Annotated in this window: 20 protein-coding genes and 1 tRNA gene; 10 read left to right on the top strand and 11 right to left on the bottom strand. The window is 41.0% G+C overall.

What is annotated here, in order from left to right; all coding sequences use genetic code 11:
* Positions 1-21: 21 nt before the first annotated feature.
* From AC0L7T_RS26650 to AC0L7T_RS26640, 3 genes are all read right to left on the bottom strand, one after another.
* A complete protein-coding gene (locus tag AC0L7T_RS26650) occupies positions 22-642 on the bottom strand; it encodes a DUF6134 family protein (RefSeq protein WP_473339741.1) in 621 nt (206 codons plus the stop codon).
* A 92-nt stretch (positions 643-734) separates the two neighbouring features.
* On the bottom strand, positions 735-1,511 hold the full coding sequence (locus tag AC0L7T_RS26645; RefSeq protein ID WP_473339739.1) for an alpha/beta fold hydrolase: 777 nt from the start codon (positions 1,509-1,511) through the stop codon (positions 735-737).
* Between the two features lie 203 nt (positions 1,512-1,714).
* Positions 1,715-2,344 carry a GDSL-type esterase/lipase family protein gene (locus AC0L7T_RS26640; RefSeq protein ID WP_473339737.1) on the bottom strand — a complete coding sequence of 210 codons (630 nt, stop codon included), beginning with the start codon at positions 2,342-2,344 and terminating at the stop codon, positions 1,715-1,717.
* Between the two features lie 101 nt (positions 2,345-2,445).
* On the opposite strand from AC0L7T_RS26640, the gene AC0L7T_RS26635 reads away from it, so the two are divergent.
* Together AC0L7T_RS26635 and AC0L7T_RS26630 are read left to right on the top strand one after the other, a co-directional pair.
* Positions 2,446-3,291, top strand: a complete 846-nt coding sequence (locus AC0L7T_RS26635; RefSeq protein WP_473339736.1) for a UbiA prenyltransferase family protein — start codon at positions 2,446-2,448, stop codon at positions 3,289-3,291.
* Positions 3,292-3,319: 28 nt separating this feature from the next.
* Positions 3,320-4,000, top strand: coding sequence for a class I SAM-dependent methyltransferase (locus AC0L7T_RS26630; RefSeq protein ID WP_473339735.1), 681 nt, complete (start codon positions 3,320-3,322; stop codon positions 3,998-4,000).
* On the opposite strand, the gene AC0L7T_RS26625 is transcribed toward AC0L7T_RS26630, so the two are convergent.
* The 6 genes from AC0L7T_RS26625 to AC0L7T_RS26600 form a co-directional block, all read right to left on the bottom strand.
* The gene (locus tag AC0L7T_RS26625) at positions 3,934-5,277 is read right to left on the bottom strand and encodes a neutral/alkaline non-lysosomal ceramidase N-terminal domain-containing protein (RefSeq protein ID WP_473339733.1); all 1,344 of its coding nucleotides are present in this window, start codon (positions 5,275-5,277) and stop codon (positions 3,934-3,936) included. The genes AC0L7T_RS26630 and AC0L7T_RS26625 overlap by 67 nt on opposite strands.
* A 24-nt stretch (positions 5,278-5,301) precedes the next feature.
* Positions 5,302-6,471 (bottom strand): AIR synthase related protein, encoded by a 1,170-nt coding sequence (locus tag AC0L7T_RS26620; protein ID WP_473339732.1) that lies wholly within the window; start codon positions 6,469-6,471, stop codon positions 5,302-5,304.
* Between the two features lie 45 nt (positions 6,472-6,516).
* Positions 6,517-8,466: a CHU_0125 family OmpA-like outer membrane integrity protein gene (locus tag AC0L7T_RS26615; RefSeq protein ID WP_473339730.1), complete on the bottom strand. Its 1,950-nt coding sequence runs from the start codon at positions 8,464-8,466 to the stop codon at positions 6,517-6,519.
* Positions 8,467-8,488: 22 nt separating this feature from the next.
* Entirely contained in the window at positions 8,489-8,977 is a 489-nt protein-coding gene (locus tag AC0L7T_RS26610) for a hypothetical protein (RefSeq protein WP_473339728.1), read from the bottom strand.
* Between the two features lie 169 nt (positions 8,978-9,146).
* Positions 9,147-9,941, bottom strand: a complete 795-nt coding sequence (locus AC0L7T_RS26605; protein WP_473339726.1) for a (Fe-S)-binding protein — start codon at positions 9,939-9,941, stop codon at positions 9,147-9,149.
* A gap of 12 nt (positions 9,942-9,953) precedes the next feature.
* Positions 9,954-11,285: a 4Fe-4S dicluster domain-containing protein gene (locus tag AC0L7T_RS26600; RefSeq protein ID WP_473339725.1), complete on the bottom strand. Its 1,332-nt coding sequence runs from the start codon at positions 11,283-11,285 to the stop codon at positions 9,954-9,956.
* 88 nt (positions 11,286-11,373) lie between these two features.
* Between AC0L7T_RS26600 and AC0L7T_RS26595 the strand changes: the two genes are divergently transcribed.
* The 8 genes from AC0L7T_RS26595 to AC0L7T_RS26560 all read left to right on the top strand — a co-directional run bounded on the left by AC0L7T_RS26595 (position 11,374) and on the right by AC0L7T_RS26560 (position 17,249).
* Positions 11,374-11,446, top strand: a tRNA-Phe gene (locus AC0L7T_RS26595).
* 322 nt (positions 11,447-11,768) lie between these two features.
* Positions 11,769-12,254 carry an RNA polymerase sigma factor gene (locus AC0L7T_RS26590; RefSeq protein ID WP_473339723.1) on the top strand — a complete coding sequence of 162 codons (486 nt, stop codon included), beginning with the start codon at positions 11,769-11,771 and terminating at the stop codon, positions 12,252-12,254.
* Entirely contained in the window at positions 12,244-12,666 is a 423-nt protein-coding gene (locus AC0L7T_RS26585; protein WP_473339722.1) for a hypothetical protein, read from the top strand. Before AC0L7T_RS26590 ends, AC0L7T_RS26585 begins: the two co-directional genes overlap by 11 nt.
* A 2-nt stretch (positions 12,667-12,668) precedes the next feature.
* On the top strand, positions 12,669-13,199 hold the full coding sequence (locus AC0L7T_RS26580) for a DUF4252 domain-containing protein (RefSeq protein WP_473339721.1): 531 nt from the start codon (positions 12,669-12,671) through the stop codon (positions 13,197-13,199).
* Positions 13,200-13,224: 25 nt separating this feature from the next.
* Positions 13,225-13,713 carry a DUF4252 domain-containing protein gene (locus tag AC0L7T_RS26575; protein ID WP_473339720.1) on the top strand — a complete coding sequence of 163 codons (489 nt, stop codon included), beginning with the start codon at positions 13,225-13,227 and terminating at the stop codon, positions 13,711-13,713.
* Positions 13,714-13,943: 230 nt separating this feature from the next.
* Positions 13,944-14,558 (top strand): superoxide dismutase family protein, encoded by a 615-nt coding sequence (locus AC0L7T_RS26570; RefSeq protein ID WP_473339719.1) that lies wholly within the window; start codon positions 13,944-13,946, stop codon positions 14,556-14,558.
* A gap of 388 nt (positions 14,559-14,946) precedes the next feature.
* The gene (locus AC0L7T_RS26565; protein ID WP_473339718.1) at positions 14,947-16,101 is read left to right on the top strand and encodes a N(5)-(carboxyethyl)ornithine synthase; all 1,155 of its coding nucleotides are present in this window, start codon (positions 14,947-14,949) and stop codon (positions 16,099-16,101) included.
* Between the two features lie 80 nt (positions 16,102-16,181).
* Positions 16,182-17,249 (top strand): methyltransferase, encoded by a 1,068-nt coding sequence (locus AC0L7T_RS26560; protein WP_473339716.1) that lies wholly within the window; start codon positions 16,182-16,184, stop codon positions 17,247-17,249.
* Between the two features lie 4 nt (positions 17,250-17,253).
* On the opposite strand, the gene AC0L7T_RS26555 is transcribed toward AC0L7T_RS26560, so the two are convergent.
* Together AC0L7T_RS26555 and AC0L7T_RS26550 are read right to left on the bottom strand one after the other, a co-directional pair.
* A complete protein-coding gene (locus AC0L7T_RS26555; RefSeq protein ID WP_473339714.1) occupies positions 17,254-18,246 on the bottom strand; it encodes an integrin alpha in 993 nt (330 codons plus the stop codon).
* A complete protein-coding gene (locus tag AC0L7T_RS26550) occupies positions 18,243-18,563 on the bottom strand; it encodes an integrin alpha (RefSeq protein WP_473339713.1) in 321 nt (106 codons plus the stop codon). The genes AC0L7T_RS26555 and AC0L7T_RS26550 overlap by 4 nt, the downstream gene beginning before the upstream one ends.
* Positions 18,564-18,694: the final 131 nt, after the last annotated feature.

Below are 18,694 nucleotides of genomic sequence, written 5' to 3'. Positions count from 1 at the left end.
CCTTTTTGCTACACATATAGGCTATTTCGATTGCTTGTCTCGTCGCCTTACTTCATAATTTTTTATCGGATTATGCATGCTGACTTTTAGCATCTTCCCATCTTGATAATAATATTTGTTTTGATCGCCTTCTATATGGGTGGTATATATGCCATCCCCATGAGCCCTTATTTCTGAATATTTCCCCAAATTTTCGGCCATCATTACTTTAACTCCTTCCGGCTCTTCAAAAAATAGGCGGACAGCACTATGATAGATTGGCTCATTGATCGTGCCTGAATTTTCGTATTTATACCCGTTTGCATCAATTTTATACTGATCCCCTTCCATCCAGATTCTCGAAACAAAGTCACCTCTGTTAGTCTTAGAGCTTACTTTGGAACCAATGAAAATGCCATCCAGGTATTTCACCTTGGTATTGTAGTCCACATTTATAGTTCCGAACAGCCAAAAACTAACATTGCTTTTAAGTAAATAGATAGTTGTGTCCCCTTTAATGACTTTGTTGGCTTTCATCTCTCCTATGGTAAAGCCTGCCAAGGTAATGTCAAAATCGATTTGGTCTTGAGCTTGCAAGGAAGATGTAGAAAAAAAGAGGAGTATACTGAAGCAGCAGGCAATATAAATTCCTGTTTTAGGCATTGGTTATTGGTTAAAATAATGAGCAGATAGTAAGGTATAAAAAAGAGTGGTGCTGTTCAAATTCCTATTACAATATTAGGAGAGGGATGAACCTAGATTGACGTTAAAAACTTTAAGGCAATCCTATTGAAAGCTTCTGGGCTTTCTACATTGACAACATGTCCGCAAGAGGGAACTACCTCAAGCTTGGCTGATTGATGGGTTTTTACCAGCTTTGTGATGGTTGGTAGAAACATATAATCTTCTTCTCCCATTAAATAAAGGGTAGGGATATGGGTTTCCTTAATCCTGAAAAAATCTAGAAGCGGATTGACACGGGAAGCAAGACTAAACCAGCGAATAAATTCTTTTTGATACAGTTTTTTTGCTTCCTGTACAAACAAATACCTGGAAGCCTTGTGATTTTTCCTAGGCATTATTATAAATGCAAAAAGCTTGTAAAGTAACAGGTAAGGAATGACTGATTTTAACAAGATACCCATGCGCATCAATACCTGTCCTCGTACATTCAGCTTCATAATGGCACCTGCCAGAATCATACTGGACACCCTTTCAGGATATCTTTCCGTTATTTCCCGAATGATAATTGTACCCAAAGAGATGCCTATAAAATGAGATTCTTTAATCTTCAAATGATTTAAAACCTCCATTACTTCATCCGAAATAACAGGGAAAGTATAGTTTTTTAATTTTTCGTAAACCTTGTCTTTTGATTTCCCATGCCCCCGCAAGTCCACCAACAAAACATTGAAGGATTTTTTGAAATCCCGAATCTGTTTAAACCAAATAGCGCTACTTCCTCCTGCACCGTGCACAAAAGTAACCCAGGGGGCATCTGTTTTTAAAATATAAGTGGTGTAATGGAGCATAAGTTAAGATAACACGTGTTTGGCCTATTTGGTTTAAACCTTGTAGATATTCATTGGTTAAGTGGGCTGGCATTCCCTTTACTTTGGTATACACCTTGCCTTTCCAAATTCTTGGGGTTTCTTCCAATTAAAGCCTGTTCCAAGATAAGTAGGAACAGGCTTTAATGGATTTTATAGTATTGTATGTAGCGCAGAGTTTGGCTTTAGCGGATCGCTTTGGCGACTAATTTTGCCATGATCTTGTTTCCTTTCTTATTTGGGTGAACACCGTCTGCAAATAATTCCCCGTGTTTTTCCATTGGCTGGTGTAGATCAAGAAGTATGGTGCCTGTTTTTTCAGCTACCTGGCGGATTAGTGGCACCATCTCGTTGACAATAATTTCCTCGGTGATATCAAAGTTGGTTTTGAAAACAGGGACTGGCAGGCAAACATAGATTTTGCCGTTTTCTGGCATGCTTGCTTTATAGGTCTCAATCATTTCCACATAATTGTCCACAAATTCATCTTTGTATTTCCAATTTTGAGGCTTGGAATCATTGGTACCCAATTTGATGACCAGGATATTAGGCGCAAAAGTTTTTACAGCCTCAAATTGTGGTTCGTTCCAATAAGGGTAGTCACCATTCTTTAATAAGGTACGACCACTAACCCCAAAATTGATCACTTTATACTTCTTGCCTAAATTTTTTTGCATTTGAAGTGGATAGCTGTCAGGGTTTTCTCTTCCTGGCCCCTGGGTGATGCTATTGCCTACGCAGGCAACTTTAATTGGTGCTTGGGCGAAAACTTCCTGCCCTATAAATAGCAATAGAATATAAAATAACTTGTTCATGAATTTTGGATTTGCTTAGAAAGTGGAAATTACATAATTTTTAAAGGTTTTGATCCTTTCATTTCTTTAAATTGCCATCCAGTTGGAATTTTTCCGGTACAATGAAATTGAACTACTTGGTCTTTAATGAGAAATTTAACCTCCTTTCTTTGGATGTGGTAGCAGGGGCATGCGCAGGAATGTATTTTTTTGCCGACTTAATGAAAGTGAATTTGTCATGGAAGATTTATTTGCTTTTGGGGCTAGCCGTATGGAGTATTTATACTTTTGACCATTTATTGGATGCTAAAAAAGTCCAAGGTCCCGCCTTGTCTCAAAGACACAGATTTCATCAAGACCATTTTATCGTTTTATTAATATTATTGTTTGTGTCGGTAATTTCCGGAGCTGTTTTGGCACTATGGTTTCTGCCTTCTCTAAAGATGCTCGGTTCAGGATTTATTCTTGCCTTTCTTATTGTGTTATCCATGGCCGGACTACGACTTACAGGAAGAAAAACGGCAGCGATTAAAGAGTTCTCTACTGCCTTATTTTATGTGGCGGGGCTTGTTTTAATTCCCCTTTTGAATATAGACTTTTTCTATTCCTCCTATGATTGGCTATATTTTTTAGGTGCATACCTACTATTGGCATGGTACAATTTGGTTTTTCTTTCTTACAGTGATGGAGAACAGGATTTGGCCGAAGGGCATGCTTCAATTAGGACGGTTATTGGCAAGGTGAAAACGCGAAGATTACTATGGGTGCTTACCTTTATTGGCTTAATCTATATTGTTGTCCTTTTCCTTCTTTTGCCTTCTTATTACCATATCTATACCTTGATTTGGGGTTTAATGTTTTTGATTCATGTCATCAGTTTTGTAGAATCACCGGCAGATAGCAACATAAAAACGAGAAAGCGACTTGAGTTGGCCTTTTCACTACCTTTGTTGCTGTTGCTATTTTAAATTAGACATTGGCTGATCCACTCCAAAAATGAAAGAAAAGAAGGCCGTAGATTTTAAGGATAAATACCATTTAATTGCTTCTATTTATGACCCCATGGCTGCCGTATTTTTGGGAAGGAGATTTCATAAAAGCAAATTAGAATTTTTATCCATTATTCAGCCAGGCGACACGGTTTGGATAATAGGAGGTGGAACAGGAGCCAATTTGCCTGACATTTTGAAAAAATGCGGAAAAAAAGGTCGGGTAATATTTATGGAGGCATCAAGCAAAATGCTGGATAAAGCAAAAAAAAGAATTCCGCTTGATTCAAAAAACCAGGTGGAGTTTATTTGTGCGGATGATTTTAAGCTTTCCAAAAAGGATAATATTGATGTAGTCATCACCCAATTTCTATTGGATGTATTGGCAGATGATTCCATTAATGGGTTGTTTGAAAAAGTAAGGCAAAACGTGTATTCAAACACTTGTTGGCTGTTTTTAGATTTTTATCCTGTGAAGAACAAAATGTGGTTGATACGATTAATGATTACTGGTTTCAGTTTGCTGGCCAAACATCCGAGAAAAGAACTTCCTGATTATGATAAATTCTTTAAAGCCTGGGGATGGAAAGAAATGAAAGGTATTTCCTTTAAGAAAGGATTTTACAGGGCCAAGGTTTTTAAATTGGCACCAAAATCTATCAAATCAGATACGATTTCTTTAAAATAATCACCATTATAGGGGCCATAGAAATTCATGTCCCTTGCCTCATAATAATCGCCTGAATAGTATTTGTCAGGGGTGATGTATCCAATATAGCCGCCGTTGAAAGTGGTGATAAATAAGGAAAGGCCAAGCGCTTCCGCTTGTTCTTCCCAAGCCTTATAAAAGACGCCTGAAACTTCACCCGAAGAGGAGATGAACAAAGCATCCCCCATTCTTACCACATCGAAGTAAGCTGGACTTTCTCCAATGGCCCAGTTAAAAAGCCAAGGCCTCAATCGCAAATTATCACTGATTCTGTAATGGGGTGAACGCAGTTTTAAGGGTAATTTTGCAGCCATTACCTGGGTGCCGATTACTGTTTTATCTATCTGGTTATTTTTTACAACGGAATCTAATGAGGAAGCATACTGCTTAATGCTCTTGATATCATTCCCAGGGGCTTTAGGGCGATGGCTTCCCACTGCCCCAGCGGCAAAAATGGCAAAGTCATGCCTTTCTTCCATGGATTTCGACAGGTAAAAGGGGTAATCTCCCGAAAGCCCCATAAACTTGCTACTAAGACAAGTGGCATGTGCACTGTAACTCAAAAGTGAACAAGTCTCACCATTACCTTTCTCTAAAATTAACTGCCTCATATAAGGGTCGATTGGGTCTGAGGCGATCAGTCGATTGCTCACAAAATCTGCCGCTTCTGACCTTTTGGTGCGAAGCGTTACTGTATCCATATTGCTCAAGGCATTACTTATGGCCGTAAGGGTTCCATCTGTAACATGGCTGACCAAAGATTCGTCCCATCCTCCCATGGCCAATTCTCCTACAGGCCCGGGAATGGTTCCTCCCATGCCACTGTGTGTATGGGTTGCTGTGAAATAAACATGGTTTACTGGAAGTTGTTGTTTTTTTATTGCTGCTCTCAGGGTTTGAGCCAGTTCCGGATGAACAATCAGCAATTCATAATTAAGGAAAGCCACCTTAAATTGGTCATTTCCTACGATGATGGCTTTCACAAAACTGCTGTCTTCAACGTATTCATAAGGCCCTCTTGGTTTATAAGCGACTAGATTTACTGGTGTTTCAGCTGTTATATTGGCTTTGCCCCAACCTCCTAAAAAGTATCCATTGTCTGCTCCCTCAAAAGTCAGGCTATCAAGTGCTTCGAGGGTTTCCTTATAGTAGGCGGTTTCTTTGTACGGTGTCCAATCAACAGTGGTGATGGTCAATAATGCCAGTGCCAATAAGAAAATGAAACACCCAATGACAATTTTTATAAGGACTTTCATTTGCTTTAAAATTAAATGGACACCTTAACCATCATAGGTGAAAGTACCATGTTGACTATTAACAGTAACCTTTTTGCCTTGGTGATCCGTAACCCGACCGATAACTTTGGCCTCTACACCGAAACTAGCAGCAATTGCAATCACCTGATCTGCCCACTTTTCGTCCAGGTACACTTCCATTCTGTGGCCCATATTGAAAACCTTGTACATCTCTTTCCAGTCAGTACCACTTTCTTCCTGTATGATTTTAAAGAGAGGAGGTGTATCAAAAAGGTTGTCTTTGATGACGTGCAAGTTGTCTATAAAATGCAGCACCTTTGTTTGTGCTCCTCCGCTGCAATGAACCAATCCATGTATTGCCGCTCTATTTTCTTTCAATAAGGCAGCTATAATAGGCGCATAGGTTCTGGTAGGAGACAAAACCAATTTCCCCATGTCTAAGGGAGTGCCAGGTGCTGGACTGGTTAAGTCATAGCTTCCAGAGTATACTAGCTCATCAGGTACGGAAGGGTCAAAACTTTCTGGATAAACAGATTTTATATTTTTTCCAAAGACATCATGTCTGGCAGAGGTAAGGCCATTGCTGCCCATTCCTCCGTTGTATTCGGATTCGTATGTCGCTTGGCCGAAAGAGGTCATTCCCACAACTACATCTCCAGCTTTAATATTGTCATTAGAGATGACTTCATTCCTTTTCATTCGGCAGGTGACAGTACTGTCTACAATGATGGTGCGTACCAAATCTCCGACATCTGCAGTCTCGCCACCAGTAAGTACCGTGTTTACACCATGATCCCTAAGCATTTGAAGCACTTCTTCTGTACCATTGATTATGGCAGCAATGACTTCTCCTGGAATAAGGTTTTTGTTCCTTCCTATGGTGGAGGAAACCAATATATTATTGACAGCACCTACGCAAAGCAGGTCGTCTATATTCATAATTATAGCATCCTGAGCAATGCCTTTCCAGACACTCAGGTCTCCTGTGGCTTTCCAATAGAGGTAAGCTAGAGAGGACTTGGTTCCAGCACCATCCGCATGCATGATGTTACAATAGTCTGGATCATTTCCCAATACGTCTGCTACTATTTTGCAGAAGGCTTTGGGATACAGTCCTTTGTCTAGGTTTGAAATTGCTTGATGTACGTCTTCTTTGGAGGCGGAAACCCCCCGCTGCATGTACCTATCGTTCATAAACTCAGATTTGGAAAAAACAGATAAGGGGCAAAGGTAAGCATTTTACTCCGTGATTTCTATAACCTTAAACTCTGTTCTTCTGTTGACTTGGTGCTCTTCTTCAGTTTGGGCGTTCTCTATGATTAACTGCCTTTCTCCATAGCCCTTGGCTTGTAGCCTGTCCGCAGTGATTCCTTGCGAAACAATATAGGCTACTGCAGATTCAGCTCTTCTTTGAGAAAGGTCATCATTGTAGGCATCCGTTGCCCTTACATCCGTATGGCTACTCAACTCAATGCGTATTCCAGGATTGTCTTTTAGAATTTTGACTAGCTTGTCTAATTCAACAGCAGCGTCAGGTCGGATATCTGCCTTATCCAGATCATAATAGATGTTTTCAAGAACTATTGCCCTTTCTAATATCAACTGGTCTAGCACAATGGTGGTGTCCAGGGTAATGTTCGTAACATCCTGGATCAGGTCCTCTTCTGCAGGGGTTTTTCCAATGGTACTGTAAGGGACACTTTTGGTAAAGTAACCGCTTTTAGATGCGATCATTGAATATTCTTTTTCCGGCTCGAGCGGAAATCTCAATTTCCCACTTTGACTTGTTAGGTTGCCATCTATGCTTTTGTTTTTGTCATCATAAAGCATCACACGTACCTGAGGGAGAATTTGTTGCTCTCCATTTTCAGCCGTTGTTTTTGTTACCACATTTAACAATACATTGACCACTTTGGGAGCAGGTGTCATGTCTTTGAAATAGTAGATATCATCATCCCCTTTGCCTCCCTCACGATTGGAGGTGATAAAGCCTTCTTCAGGGTATTTGGTAAAGAAAATCCCAAAATCATCGGCTATAGAGTTAAAGTTCGGCCCAAGGTTCAATACTTTGCCTTTGCCATCGACTTCCTTGTAAACAAAAATATCTAGCTTGCCATATCCCGGATGACCATCTGAGGCAAAGTAAAACTCTCCATTTCCCAAAGGCCTTGGAAACATTTCATTGTCTGGGGTGTTGATTTCAGGGCCCATATTTACGGCGCCTCCAAAATTTCCGGAAGCCATAATTGTGGCCTTGTAAATGTCTGTTCCACCAAAACCCCCAGGTCTGTTGGATGCGAAATAGAGGGTTTGACCGTCCAAACTAAAGGCCGGGGTGGAATTCCAATATTCAGCTTCACCATTTACACCCATGTAAACAGGCTCGGTAAATCCGCTACCATTGAATTTGGAAGAAAAAAGACTTACATCAGGAAGGTCATTTTTACTGGTGCTGTTGCCCCTTGCATAGACGATCATATTACCATCTGGACTTATCGCTATGGCTCCCTGGTTTAGTCCTGACTCATTTCGAAACTCAGTAAGGGTTTGGATACTTTGTACGTCTACATTGATTCCCTCTGCCCTTGTTTTAAATAAACGGGTATATCCTTGTCCTGTCCCTGCATACATGCCTCCCGCACCTCTTGAGCTTGTAAAGAAAAGTTGGTCTTCACTTACAATAGGAGCGTAATCTATGCCTGTTGAATTGAGTAATTCATAATTTTCCAATTCATGATTGGGCCAAATGGGAGTTATGGTCCCTATTTCGTCAATGTTTTGTATTTCTTTTGTAGCAAGCGCGATTTTTTCATCGTCCATCGTCAGCGTTTTGGCCGCTTCGAAAGCTTCTTTTGCTGCCTCGTAGTCCCCTTTTCCTTTTAGACTTTTCCCCTTGTGGTACTGGCTCTCAAAACTTGCATCCTCACCTGTGACTTTTTCATAATATTCGGCCGCTTTTTCTATTCGGTTAGAGAGTCTGTAGCTTTCTGCAATGTAAAAATTTGCCTCACTGTTTGCCGAATCATTTTCTAATAACTTAGAATAAGAAGCGATTGCCAGCTGATATTCTCCTGTGTTGAATTGCGTTTGGGCCTTTTGTTGCAGACTGGTACACGATGCTTGGAATACAAGCAATAAAACAGGAAGTAAACAGCGGTTGATAGGGAAGGTGGACTTTATGTTTCTCATACTATATTTTTCTCTTGCAGCATTAATTAGCAAAATATTTTTTTAGCCAACTTTTGTCAGCTTCAATCAGCCATTTGTCATCTAAGTCCGCAATTTTATTTACGCTAGGATTAAACATTTTACTAGTGGACTGTAAAGAGCCATCTACCACATGATTTTTGATCTCTGGCAAAAAGGCAACCTTTACTTTTTTTCCATCCAGGTAGGCAACTTTGCCACTGTCCAATAAATTTATATTTAATTTAACTTCTATTTCTCTAAGAACCCTTACCGAGCTGTCAATAGAGCATCCACTGGCACCCATTTGGCTCTCATCAACAGAAAGAATGATAAATTGGTCATACTTCAAGTCAAAGGAACTAGGCATCTCGGCTCCATGTGTATTCCACTGGTTACAGAAAGCGACTAATTTAGATATAATCCAGGTCTTTTCCTGTTCATCGAAAGGGCGATCAGACTGATAGATCCAAATTTTCGCATCTTTTGGCATTTTATCAAATGGTACGTACATGATTGGCTCTTTTAAATATATATCCTTTACAAATTTACAAATATTGGCAGGGATTACCCGACAATAATATTAAACGAAGATAGATTTATTATGATACAAAATTTTTTTAAGTTGTCTTAAAAAAAGTTCTAAAACAAAAGGAAAGTGTAATTCTAAACCTACTAGGGGTCTATAACTGCTGGTCTTTTGCGATCAGTTCAGCCAAATCGAGGACATTAACTTCCTTTTCTTTCTCCTTGTTTTTTATGCCATCTGTCATCATTGTAAGACAGAATGGACAACCTACAGCGATGGTTTTTGCCCCTGTTTGCAGCGCCTCTTCTGTGCGTTCTACATTGATGTCTTTTTTCCCTGGTTCTGGTTCTTTAAACATCTGGGCACCGCCAGCTCCACAACAAAGCCCCTTGGACTTGCATCGCTTCATCTCCACTAATTCCATGTCCAGGGCTTTGATTACCGCTCTGGGTGCTTCATATACATCGTTGGCCCTACCGAGGAAGCAACTGTCATGGAAGGTGATTTTTTTACCTTTAAATTCTCCTCCTTCTTTCATGACAATCTTGCCATCGTTGATCAACTCTTGCAAATATTGAGAATGATGGACCACCTCATAATTGCCGCCTAAAGCCGGATATTCATTTTTTATGGTATTGAAACAGTGGGGACAGGCTGTTACAATTCTTTTTACCTGATAGCCATCCAATACCTGGATATTGCTCATGGCCTGCATTTGGTACAAAAATTCATTGCCAGCCCTTCTGGCAGGATCTCCCGTGCATGTCTCCTCATCTCCTAGGACAGCAAAGTTAACCCCTACTTTATTTAAAATTTTGACAAATGCCAAGGTTACTGCCTTGTATCGCTCATCAAAAGAGCCAGCACAACCTACCCAAAATAAAATCTCTGGAGCATCTCCGGAGGCCATCTTTTGGGCCATTGTAGGGGCTTTATAGGTATCACTCATAATTATCGAATTTTACTTTTTTTCTTTGTTTAAATCAGATGCCCAGTTAAATCTGTCCGTTGGAGGGAATTTCCAAGGGGCAAAACTGGTTTCAATATTTTGGAACATGGCATTCCACTGTGCAGGGCTGCCACTTTCTTCCATTGCGGTATACCGCCTCAATTCTATGATAATGGCCAAAGGATCGATATTCACCGGACAGGCTTCTACGCAAGCATTGCAGTTGGTACAGGCATTAATTTCTTCCTGAGAAATATAATCTCCTAAAAGTGACTTGCCATCATCGAGGCCTTTTTTGCCTGCGAGTAGGTTTTTACTCACCTCTTCGGCCCTGTCCCTCGTGTCCATCATGATTTTCCGGGGCGATAATTTTTTACCAGTAATATTTGCTGGGCATTCGGCGGTGCAGCGACCACATTCGGTACATGAAAATGCGTTCAATAAATTGACCCAGGACAGGTCATTGACGTCCTTTGCTCCAAATCTACCCACCTCAGCCGTTTCAGTAGGTTGTGGATCGGTTGGCATTCCCAGCATCATTTTCACTTCATGGGTTACAGCTTCCATGTTAGGCATTTTCCCCTTAGGTTCCAGATTGGAATACCAGGTATTGGGGAAGGCGAGGAATATATGCAGGTGTTTGGAATAGGTAACATAAATGGCAAAGCCTAAAATGCCAATAATGTGAAACCACCAGGCAAATCTTTCGATCAATACCAAAGTACTGGATTCCAGCCCTTCAAAAAGTCCATGGATGCTTCCACTTATCCAAAGACCTCCAAGTGGGATGTATCCGCCAACACCCCTGTAGGCTAAAATCTGGTCCGTAGCATTCATGGTCAATATCGCCATCATCAAGACAATTTCAATTACCAGAATCAGGTTGGCATCTAATTTTGGCCAGCCTTTTAGTTCGATCATATTGAGTCTTGGTACCTTGGTAATGTTCCTACGGATAAGGAAAATCACGCAGGAAACGAGTACACCCATGGCCAAAAACTCGAAGAAATTCATGGCAATGGAATAAAAGCCTGCCAGAAAAGGGGCGAAAACCCTATGCGTACCCACTATTCCATCTATAATAAATTCCAAGACCTCGAGGTTGATGATCACAAAGGACACGTATATGACCAAATGGAGTAGGGCGGGGATCAGGTTTTTGAACATCTTCTTTTGTCCAAGGGCTACCAATAACATGGTTTTCCATCTTTCGCCAGGATTGTCATTGCGTTGAATGGGTTTGCCCAGTTGGATGGTTTTTAGGATATAGTTTATTCGTTTGTACAGAATATACCCTGCTGTTCCTAAAACCAATAAAAAAAGGATTTGCGGTAAGCTACTCATATTGAATGTGTTATTATTTATCCTCGATTTTTTTATTAAAATTGCTTGTACAAAAGTAACAAATAAGTACCTTTGCATCACTTTCAGCGGTGATGTAGCTCAGTTGGTAGAGCATCGGACTGAAAATCCGTGAGTCGGTGGTTCGAGCCCACTCATCACCACAAGCCCTGGTTTTACCAGGGCTTTTTTTTTGTCCTTTATTTTTAGCAAATGATTTCCGGTATTTTGCATGCTTTGATTTTTTCTATTCTTTGAATAGGCAAATTAATAAATAGTCAGGAGGCAAACTATATATTTTATTTTTAAACTGGGATTATGCAAAAGGGTTTGTGGTAGAATGGCCTTTGCCTATTTCAAGATAAACCCTTGGCGTAATTGGCTTGTTTGCGCCGAACAGGATTAATTTTGTGATTAACCCTTATATTCAAAAAAGTTTTTTACCAAAAGTGTAACCTTTTTGTTTCCCGATCATCATCTTACTACATGAAGTCCTTTTTTGAATCACAGATTTGGCCCTTGAAGAACAGGCTCTACCGGTTCGCCATACTTTGGCTGAAGGACAGGGATAAAGCGCAGGATGCGGTACAGGAGACAATGACCAAAGGATTTATGCAACAGGAATACCTTTCTTCTATTGAGAACCCTACAGGGTGGATGGTGAAGACCTTGAAAAATGAAGCACTCCAGCAAATTAGGGAAGCAGGAAAGTGGGGGACAATGGATGAAGTTGGCGATATGGCAATGGAGATAACTCCTGAGGTGGATTATAGTCAGCAGACCAAGATGGTTTTCAGGTTTATCGAAAAACTTCCTGAACGACAAAAGGAAATTTTCTTCCTGCGGGAAGTAGAAGGACTTACGCACAAAGAAATGGCCGCTTACCTGGACCTTAACGAAGGACAGGTAAAGGTGGAACTGCACCGGGCCAGAAAAAAATTGAAATCATTTCTGGAATACTATGGAAAATAAGCACGAGGAATTGTGGGAGAAATACTGGAAAAGTGAAACGACCCTGGAAGAGGAAAACTTCCTTTTCAGTACGGTTGAAGCAGATCAGGAGGATGAAAGCCTTAAGGAATTCTATTCAGGGATTCAATCGATCCGTTCAGAGAAGCCGTCAGGGATTCAAATACCGGTCCAAAGATTTCCATGGCACAAGCTGGCTGCCATACTGCTGTTTTTCCTCACCGTAAGTGCTTGCTGGTGGGGTTACAAGGAGTATGAGCAACAGCAACAGGAATTGGCTTACCAACAAGTGGTGGAGGCAATGGGCAAAATTCAGCTCAACCTTAGAAAAGGCACAAGCCACCTGGAAAGCATGGATAAGATCAAATACCTCAATTCAGGTGTGAATTGGTATGATAACAATAAAAACAATTAGCGATGAAAAAGATATTATTGCTTTCACTGTGCTTATTGCCATGGCTGGCACAGGCCCAAACAGAAGTCATAGAAAAGTTTTATGAAAAATACAGGCAGGATGAGCGCTTTTCGAGGGTTTACATCAGCCCCAAGCTGATGCAAATGGCCGGTGGGTTCCTGAGTTCCAATACAGATCAGAAGGATGAAGATGCAGAAAATCTGATGGAACTGATCACCAAAATCAAGGGCATAAGAATTCTTTCTGCCGAAAAAATTGGTGGTTTAGCCCTGTTCAATGAGGCAATGGGAGACCTGAAAAAAGGCCTGTATGAGGAACTCATGGATGTGCGGGACAAAGAAAGCTCACTGAAATTTATGGTCAGGGAAGAAGGAGGCAGGATCAAAGAACTGCTTATGGTATCGGGATCTACCAGCGAATTCACCTTTATGAGTATGCAGGGAGATTTCACCTATCAAGACCTCAATATGCTTTCCGAAAACACCAATTTGCCTGGTATGGAAGAATACGGACGGGCAAAAAAAAATAAATAACCAATTAACATTTAACACCAGTACCATGAAAATTTCAATAATTGTAATCGCATTGACACTGTTTTTTAGCCTTCCCTCAGCACTTCATGCCCAAAGCAAAAGTGTAGATCAGTTGTACCAACAATACAAGGGGCAGGAAGATTTCTTTCATTTAGACCTTGCGGGAAACTTTCTGGACTTCGCCAAAGGATGGAACCTTGAAATCGAGGAAGCCAATCTGGATGCCATTACCGAAAGCATAGAAAGAGTTAAGTTTTTCAAGTTACCAGTAAACGGTTCACGAGGCAAGGCAGATTTTCACAAGCTAAGCAAAGGATTGAACAGAGAACGTTATGAATTGATGATGGATGCCACAGACAAAGACAGCGGACTTGCCATTTATTCCAAAGGAAAGGATTCTATGGAAGGGTTAGTGCTGATGATCAGGTCAGACAATGACAGCGAATTTATGGTGATTGAACTGGAAGGTCGCTTTGACCAGAAAACTTTGGCTAAAATAGGAAAGGGGATTTGATTTCCCAATGTATTTAAATAGCCAGGACTTTTCGGTATACGCCAGTCCTCATCTAATAATCAAATCCCAAAAGTTTATTTTGGCAGAGATAAACTAAGGAAAAAGATTACCATATAATTAATCCTATATAAGTTTTATTAAATCTGTCTATTATTATAAAAATAATTAAAAGCCTGCAGGTTTGGCATAGTTTTTTCTTGAATAGTAATTGAATATTTAAACCAACTACTATGATGATGAAAAAAATTAATTATTTCCTTTTTATTGGGGCGGTATCCATGGCTATGGCCTGTGGATCTGGCGCCAATAATTCCGAGAGAGATGCTACCGATAGCCTTGAAATGTCAGAAAACCAAATGGGTAATATGGCAATTGAAACGGAGAGGACGGAGAAGTCAGCAACAGCTTTGCTTTCAGCCGCAAGTGGTAGCAATGTTTCAGGTACTGCGACTTTTACCCAGGAAACCGATGGAAAGGTTAGACTGGAATTAGCAGTAGAAAATTTGACAGCAGGAGAGCATGCAATACACCTTCATGAAAATGGAGATTGCAGTGCAGCAGATGCTACTTCTGCAGGAGGCCATTGGAACCCAGCGGGGGATGAACATGGCAAAAGGGGTGAAAATGAATACCATGCGGGTGATATAGACAATTTGAAAGTAGGCGAAGATGGTAAAGGAAGCCTTGACATGGTGATCGAAGGTTGGTCTATCGGTGATGGACAGGATTCGGATATCCTTAATAAAGCGATTATCATTCATGCGGATGCCGATGATTTCACTTCTCAACCTTCTGGTGCAGCTGGTTCAAGAGTGGCCTGTGGAGTGATACAGGAAGCAGGTTAATCAGTAGCTGCAAGATAAAATACTCAATTTGTACCTTTTGAGTATAAATTCGGGGTAAAATAATTTCTGCATTTAAGGCCCAATGGTGTTATCCATTGGGCTTTTTCATGAAAAGGGCTTGCACTCAGGTTAATAGTTTTGAATAATGCCTGTAATGGATTTAATTAAGGTACCTTTGTCACCTTATTATTGATCTGAAGCTCTTAATTATCCCTTCGCACTTATTCAGCGAATTGCTGATGCTTACTTTTTTATAAATCTTTATTTCAATTGTTTAAACTCCGTAGCCAACTTAATGCCTGGGTGCTGGAAATTACCTTTTATAAGTAATTTTAATCTTGCGTTTTGCACCTGTCATTACCTTGCAATGCGCCACAACGCAAAAAATATGGCTTTATTAAAAATGGGAGTAATTGGTACTTCTAAAAAAGAAGATGAAAGACGTGTACCTATTCATCCAGCACATTTAGCAAGACTTCCAGAAACAATTCGCAAGCAACTAATTTTTGAAAAAGGCTATGGCCTGCCTTTCAATATAGCCGACGAAGAGATCAGTGAACTGACCGGAGGAATCGCAAGTCGAAGTGAAATCCTGACAGACATTGGGGCAGCCATTATCGCCAAACCTATTCTTTCAGATCTGGAAGAACTGAAAGAGGGCGGCTTGCTTTGGGGTTATCCTCATTGCGCCCAACAAGATCATATCACCCAAATAGCAATCGACAAGAAATTGACCTTGATCGCTTTTGAGGACATGTATGTGTGGAGCCCGAGCGGACAAATAGGGAGGCATACCTTTTATAAAAACAACGAAATGGCCGGCTATTGTGCTGTTATTCATGCCCTTCAATTAAAAGGGATAGATGGGCATTATGGAAATCAAAGAAAAGTTATCATCTTTAGTTTTGGAGCCGTTAGTAGAGGGGCAATTTATGCCCTAAAAGCACATGGATTTAGGGACATTACCATCTGTATACAGCGACCAGATCACGAAGTAAGAGAAGAAGTGTTGGACGTTCATTATGCAAGACTCAGAAAGGGGAATGAAAATGAACCCAGGCTAATGGTAGTAGAACACGATGGCACAGAAAGGCCTTTATTGGAATTAATCAATGAATCCGAGATCATCATTAATGGAACCTATCAGGATACAGATGATCCCATCAATTATGTAATGGAAGAGGAGAAATCTATGCTAAAGCCGGGTTCCCTGTTTATCGATGTGAGCTGTGATGAAGGGATGGGCTTTTATTTTGCCAAGCCGACCACTTTTAAAAACCCATTGATTGCCATTGATACCATTGATTATTATGGCGTAGACCATACGCCAAGTTATTTTTGGGAAAGTGCTTCAAGATCTATTTCTGCGGCAATGATTGTACATTTGCCCGTTGTGATCTCGGGACGGGAAAGTTGGAAGGAAAGCCAGACAATTACAAATGCGATCAATATAGACAATGGGATCATTGTAAAAGACACTATTTTAAGGTTCCAGAACCGAAATGCAAACTATCCTCACCCCATAAATCCGGTACTTAACTAATCCGGTGTGGGGCAGGTTTAATTTTATATATAAGAATCAGTAATGGATTATTTCAGGGTAGTCCAAGCACAAAGTAAAATATGACTGCAGCAATAAAAATAAACAAACCGGAACCGATTGCTTCCGCGAAACCAGAAGTCGTCTTCGATGGCACCACCGACATAAAGCTTGCTATCGAAGCATTAGAGGCGGGCAAGCAGGTGTTGATTACAGCCTTTTATAGCAATGGTTTGTTGCTTCTGAAGGAATTGAAAGAACACCTTCAAAACAAACTTCCCAACACGACTTTCAAGGAGCAGCGTGAATTCCGGGCAGCCTACCGCAAGCTTTCCAATCTTGTTTTGATTGAAATTGTAGCCAACAAATTGGCACTTAAAAAGGCACCATTTATTGGCTGGTTGGAAGAATTGTACCCAGACGATAGTTATTTCTTATTGACCTTCCCTCAAGTGCAGGGGCTAAACAGCTCATGGGAATGGTATAAAAATGGGATGACTATTCCTGTGCTTAGAAATAAACTACATCCCTATTATGGGACTTATTTCCCTACTCGATTTGACCATTTATCGGTTTTTGACCAATGGCTTAAGCGATATGAAGGCCCTAAAAAAACGGCCATAGATGTAGGGATTGGGAGCGGAGTGCTTGCCATGCAAATGGTGCAGTATGGCTTTCAGAAAGTCTTTGGAACAGACACCAATCCAAATGCGATTGTTGGCTTAAAAGCCTTTATGGGAGACACCAAATTGTCTCGTAAGATTGAATTAGATTATGGCAACCTATTTGGAAAATGGGAAAAGCAAACCGAATTAATTGTTTTTAATCCTCCATGGTTGCCCGCATCCTATGCTCCAGAAAGCCTGGATGCAGGTATCTATTACGATAAAAAGCTGTTCCCAGCGTTCTTTGCTGAGGCCAAGAAAAGGCTTTTGCCAGACGGTAAACTCGTGCTCTTGTTCTCCAACCTGGGACAAATTACAGAAGCTACGAAAGAACATCCCATAGAAAAGGAACTGGCTGAAGGTGGCCGTTTTAAATTGGAAAGATGCTTTAAAAAATCAGTGAAAGCTGCCTCAAAGAAAACCAAGCGTGACCAGAACTGGCGGGCTGAAGAAGTGGTAGAGCTTTGGGAGCTGACGCACAAATAAACCTTTATTGTGGCCTGAGAAAAAGGGTGTAGAGCGTTCCGGTGCCTCCGGCACCACCGCCAAAATTGATGGCTATAGAACCATCGCCCTTTAAATCGCCTACATAAGAAATGGAACGGGAGAAGCGGCCCTCTGCAGTCAGTTGCAGGTCAAAGCCTCCTTCTGTATTGTTAATTCTGGTAAAGGATTTTACCGTTTTATCCTGATTCAGGTAGAGTAGGTAGCCCCAACCTTCGGATTGTTGGTTGGCCCCTGTTATCAAATCGCTTATTCCATCCCCATCAATATCCCCAACGGCACATAGTGCGTGTCCAAAATTGGCACCGCTGGTTCCGTTGGGGTTTATTCCTGTAGTCAATGGATCTGTGAAGCCCCCAATTCCCTCAGTGATCTTGACTTTGGAAACGACCTCATGCGTGCCATTGTCCAAAGACAATATCCAAATTGCCCCTTTTCCTCCATCCGACATAAAAGCCCCGACGGCCAATTCATTGATGCCATCATTGTCGATATCTCCCAATAGGGCGACCTCTCTGCCACCAAATTGATCTCCATCTTCAAGTCCTTCACCAAAGCCACCTTGGGTAGTGCTGATTGTTACTTTTTTGCTATATTCCACCTCCGAATTTGCATTTAAAAACAAAATGTCAATGGCTCCCCGCTGCGCTCCCCCATCGTCAGAACCTGGATTACAAGCCACCAAATCTATGCGGCCATCAAGGTTGATATCGCCTATAGCAGACAACCCATTGGCAATGATATTGCGGTTTTTCACATAGTCTTTCACTGTCCCATCCGAATTTAGATGGATTATGTACAAGGAATTGTTAGGAGGCACAGGAGAGGCTACGGCAATGTCTGGTATGCCATCCCCATTGTAATCCCCAATCCCTGCTACTCCATAGCCGAAGAAATTTCCTGCGTTTAAATTGTCCGTAAAGTTTCCTTCCAGCATAGAGATCTTTTGATTGGATTGGACTGATCCATCCTTGTTCATAATAAAATATAGACGGCTCCAGCATCCACAGCCCCATCGTCATCAGAGCGTGCGCCTACCACATAATCTATGATGCCATCTCCGTTCACATCTCCTATTTTGTCATGATCCCGACCAAATCTATCTCCCCCTTCTAATCCGGCATAAAAGCCTCCGGAACCTTCGTTTATGGCAACATACCCTTCCGCTTGGTACGGATAATTTGCGCCGGGAGGATTAGTGTCTGTTGTATTATTGCAGCTAGAGAGCAGTGCAGCAAACGTAAAAAAGGTCAATAACAGGCCATGCTTGGTAAAAAAAAGTGGTCGAAAATTCATAAGGATTAGGTGATGTGATTTCAAATTAGACCTTGCCAAGGGGGAAAAGTTTAATCAGGAGGATTTTTTGGTTAATTTTGGTCAAAGCAACAGGCAAAATAGCCATTGCGATTCCTTCTAATGAAATTGAT

The organism is Cyclobacterium sp. 10D3-21 (genome assembly GCF_055809755.1).
This window is presented reverse-complemented; position numbering and strand designations above follow the sequence as displayed.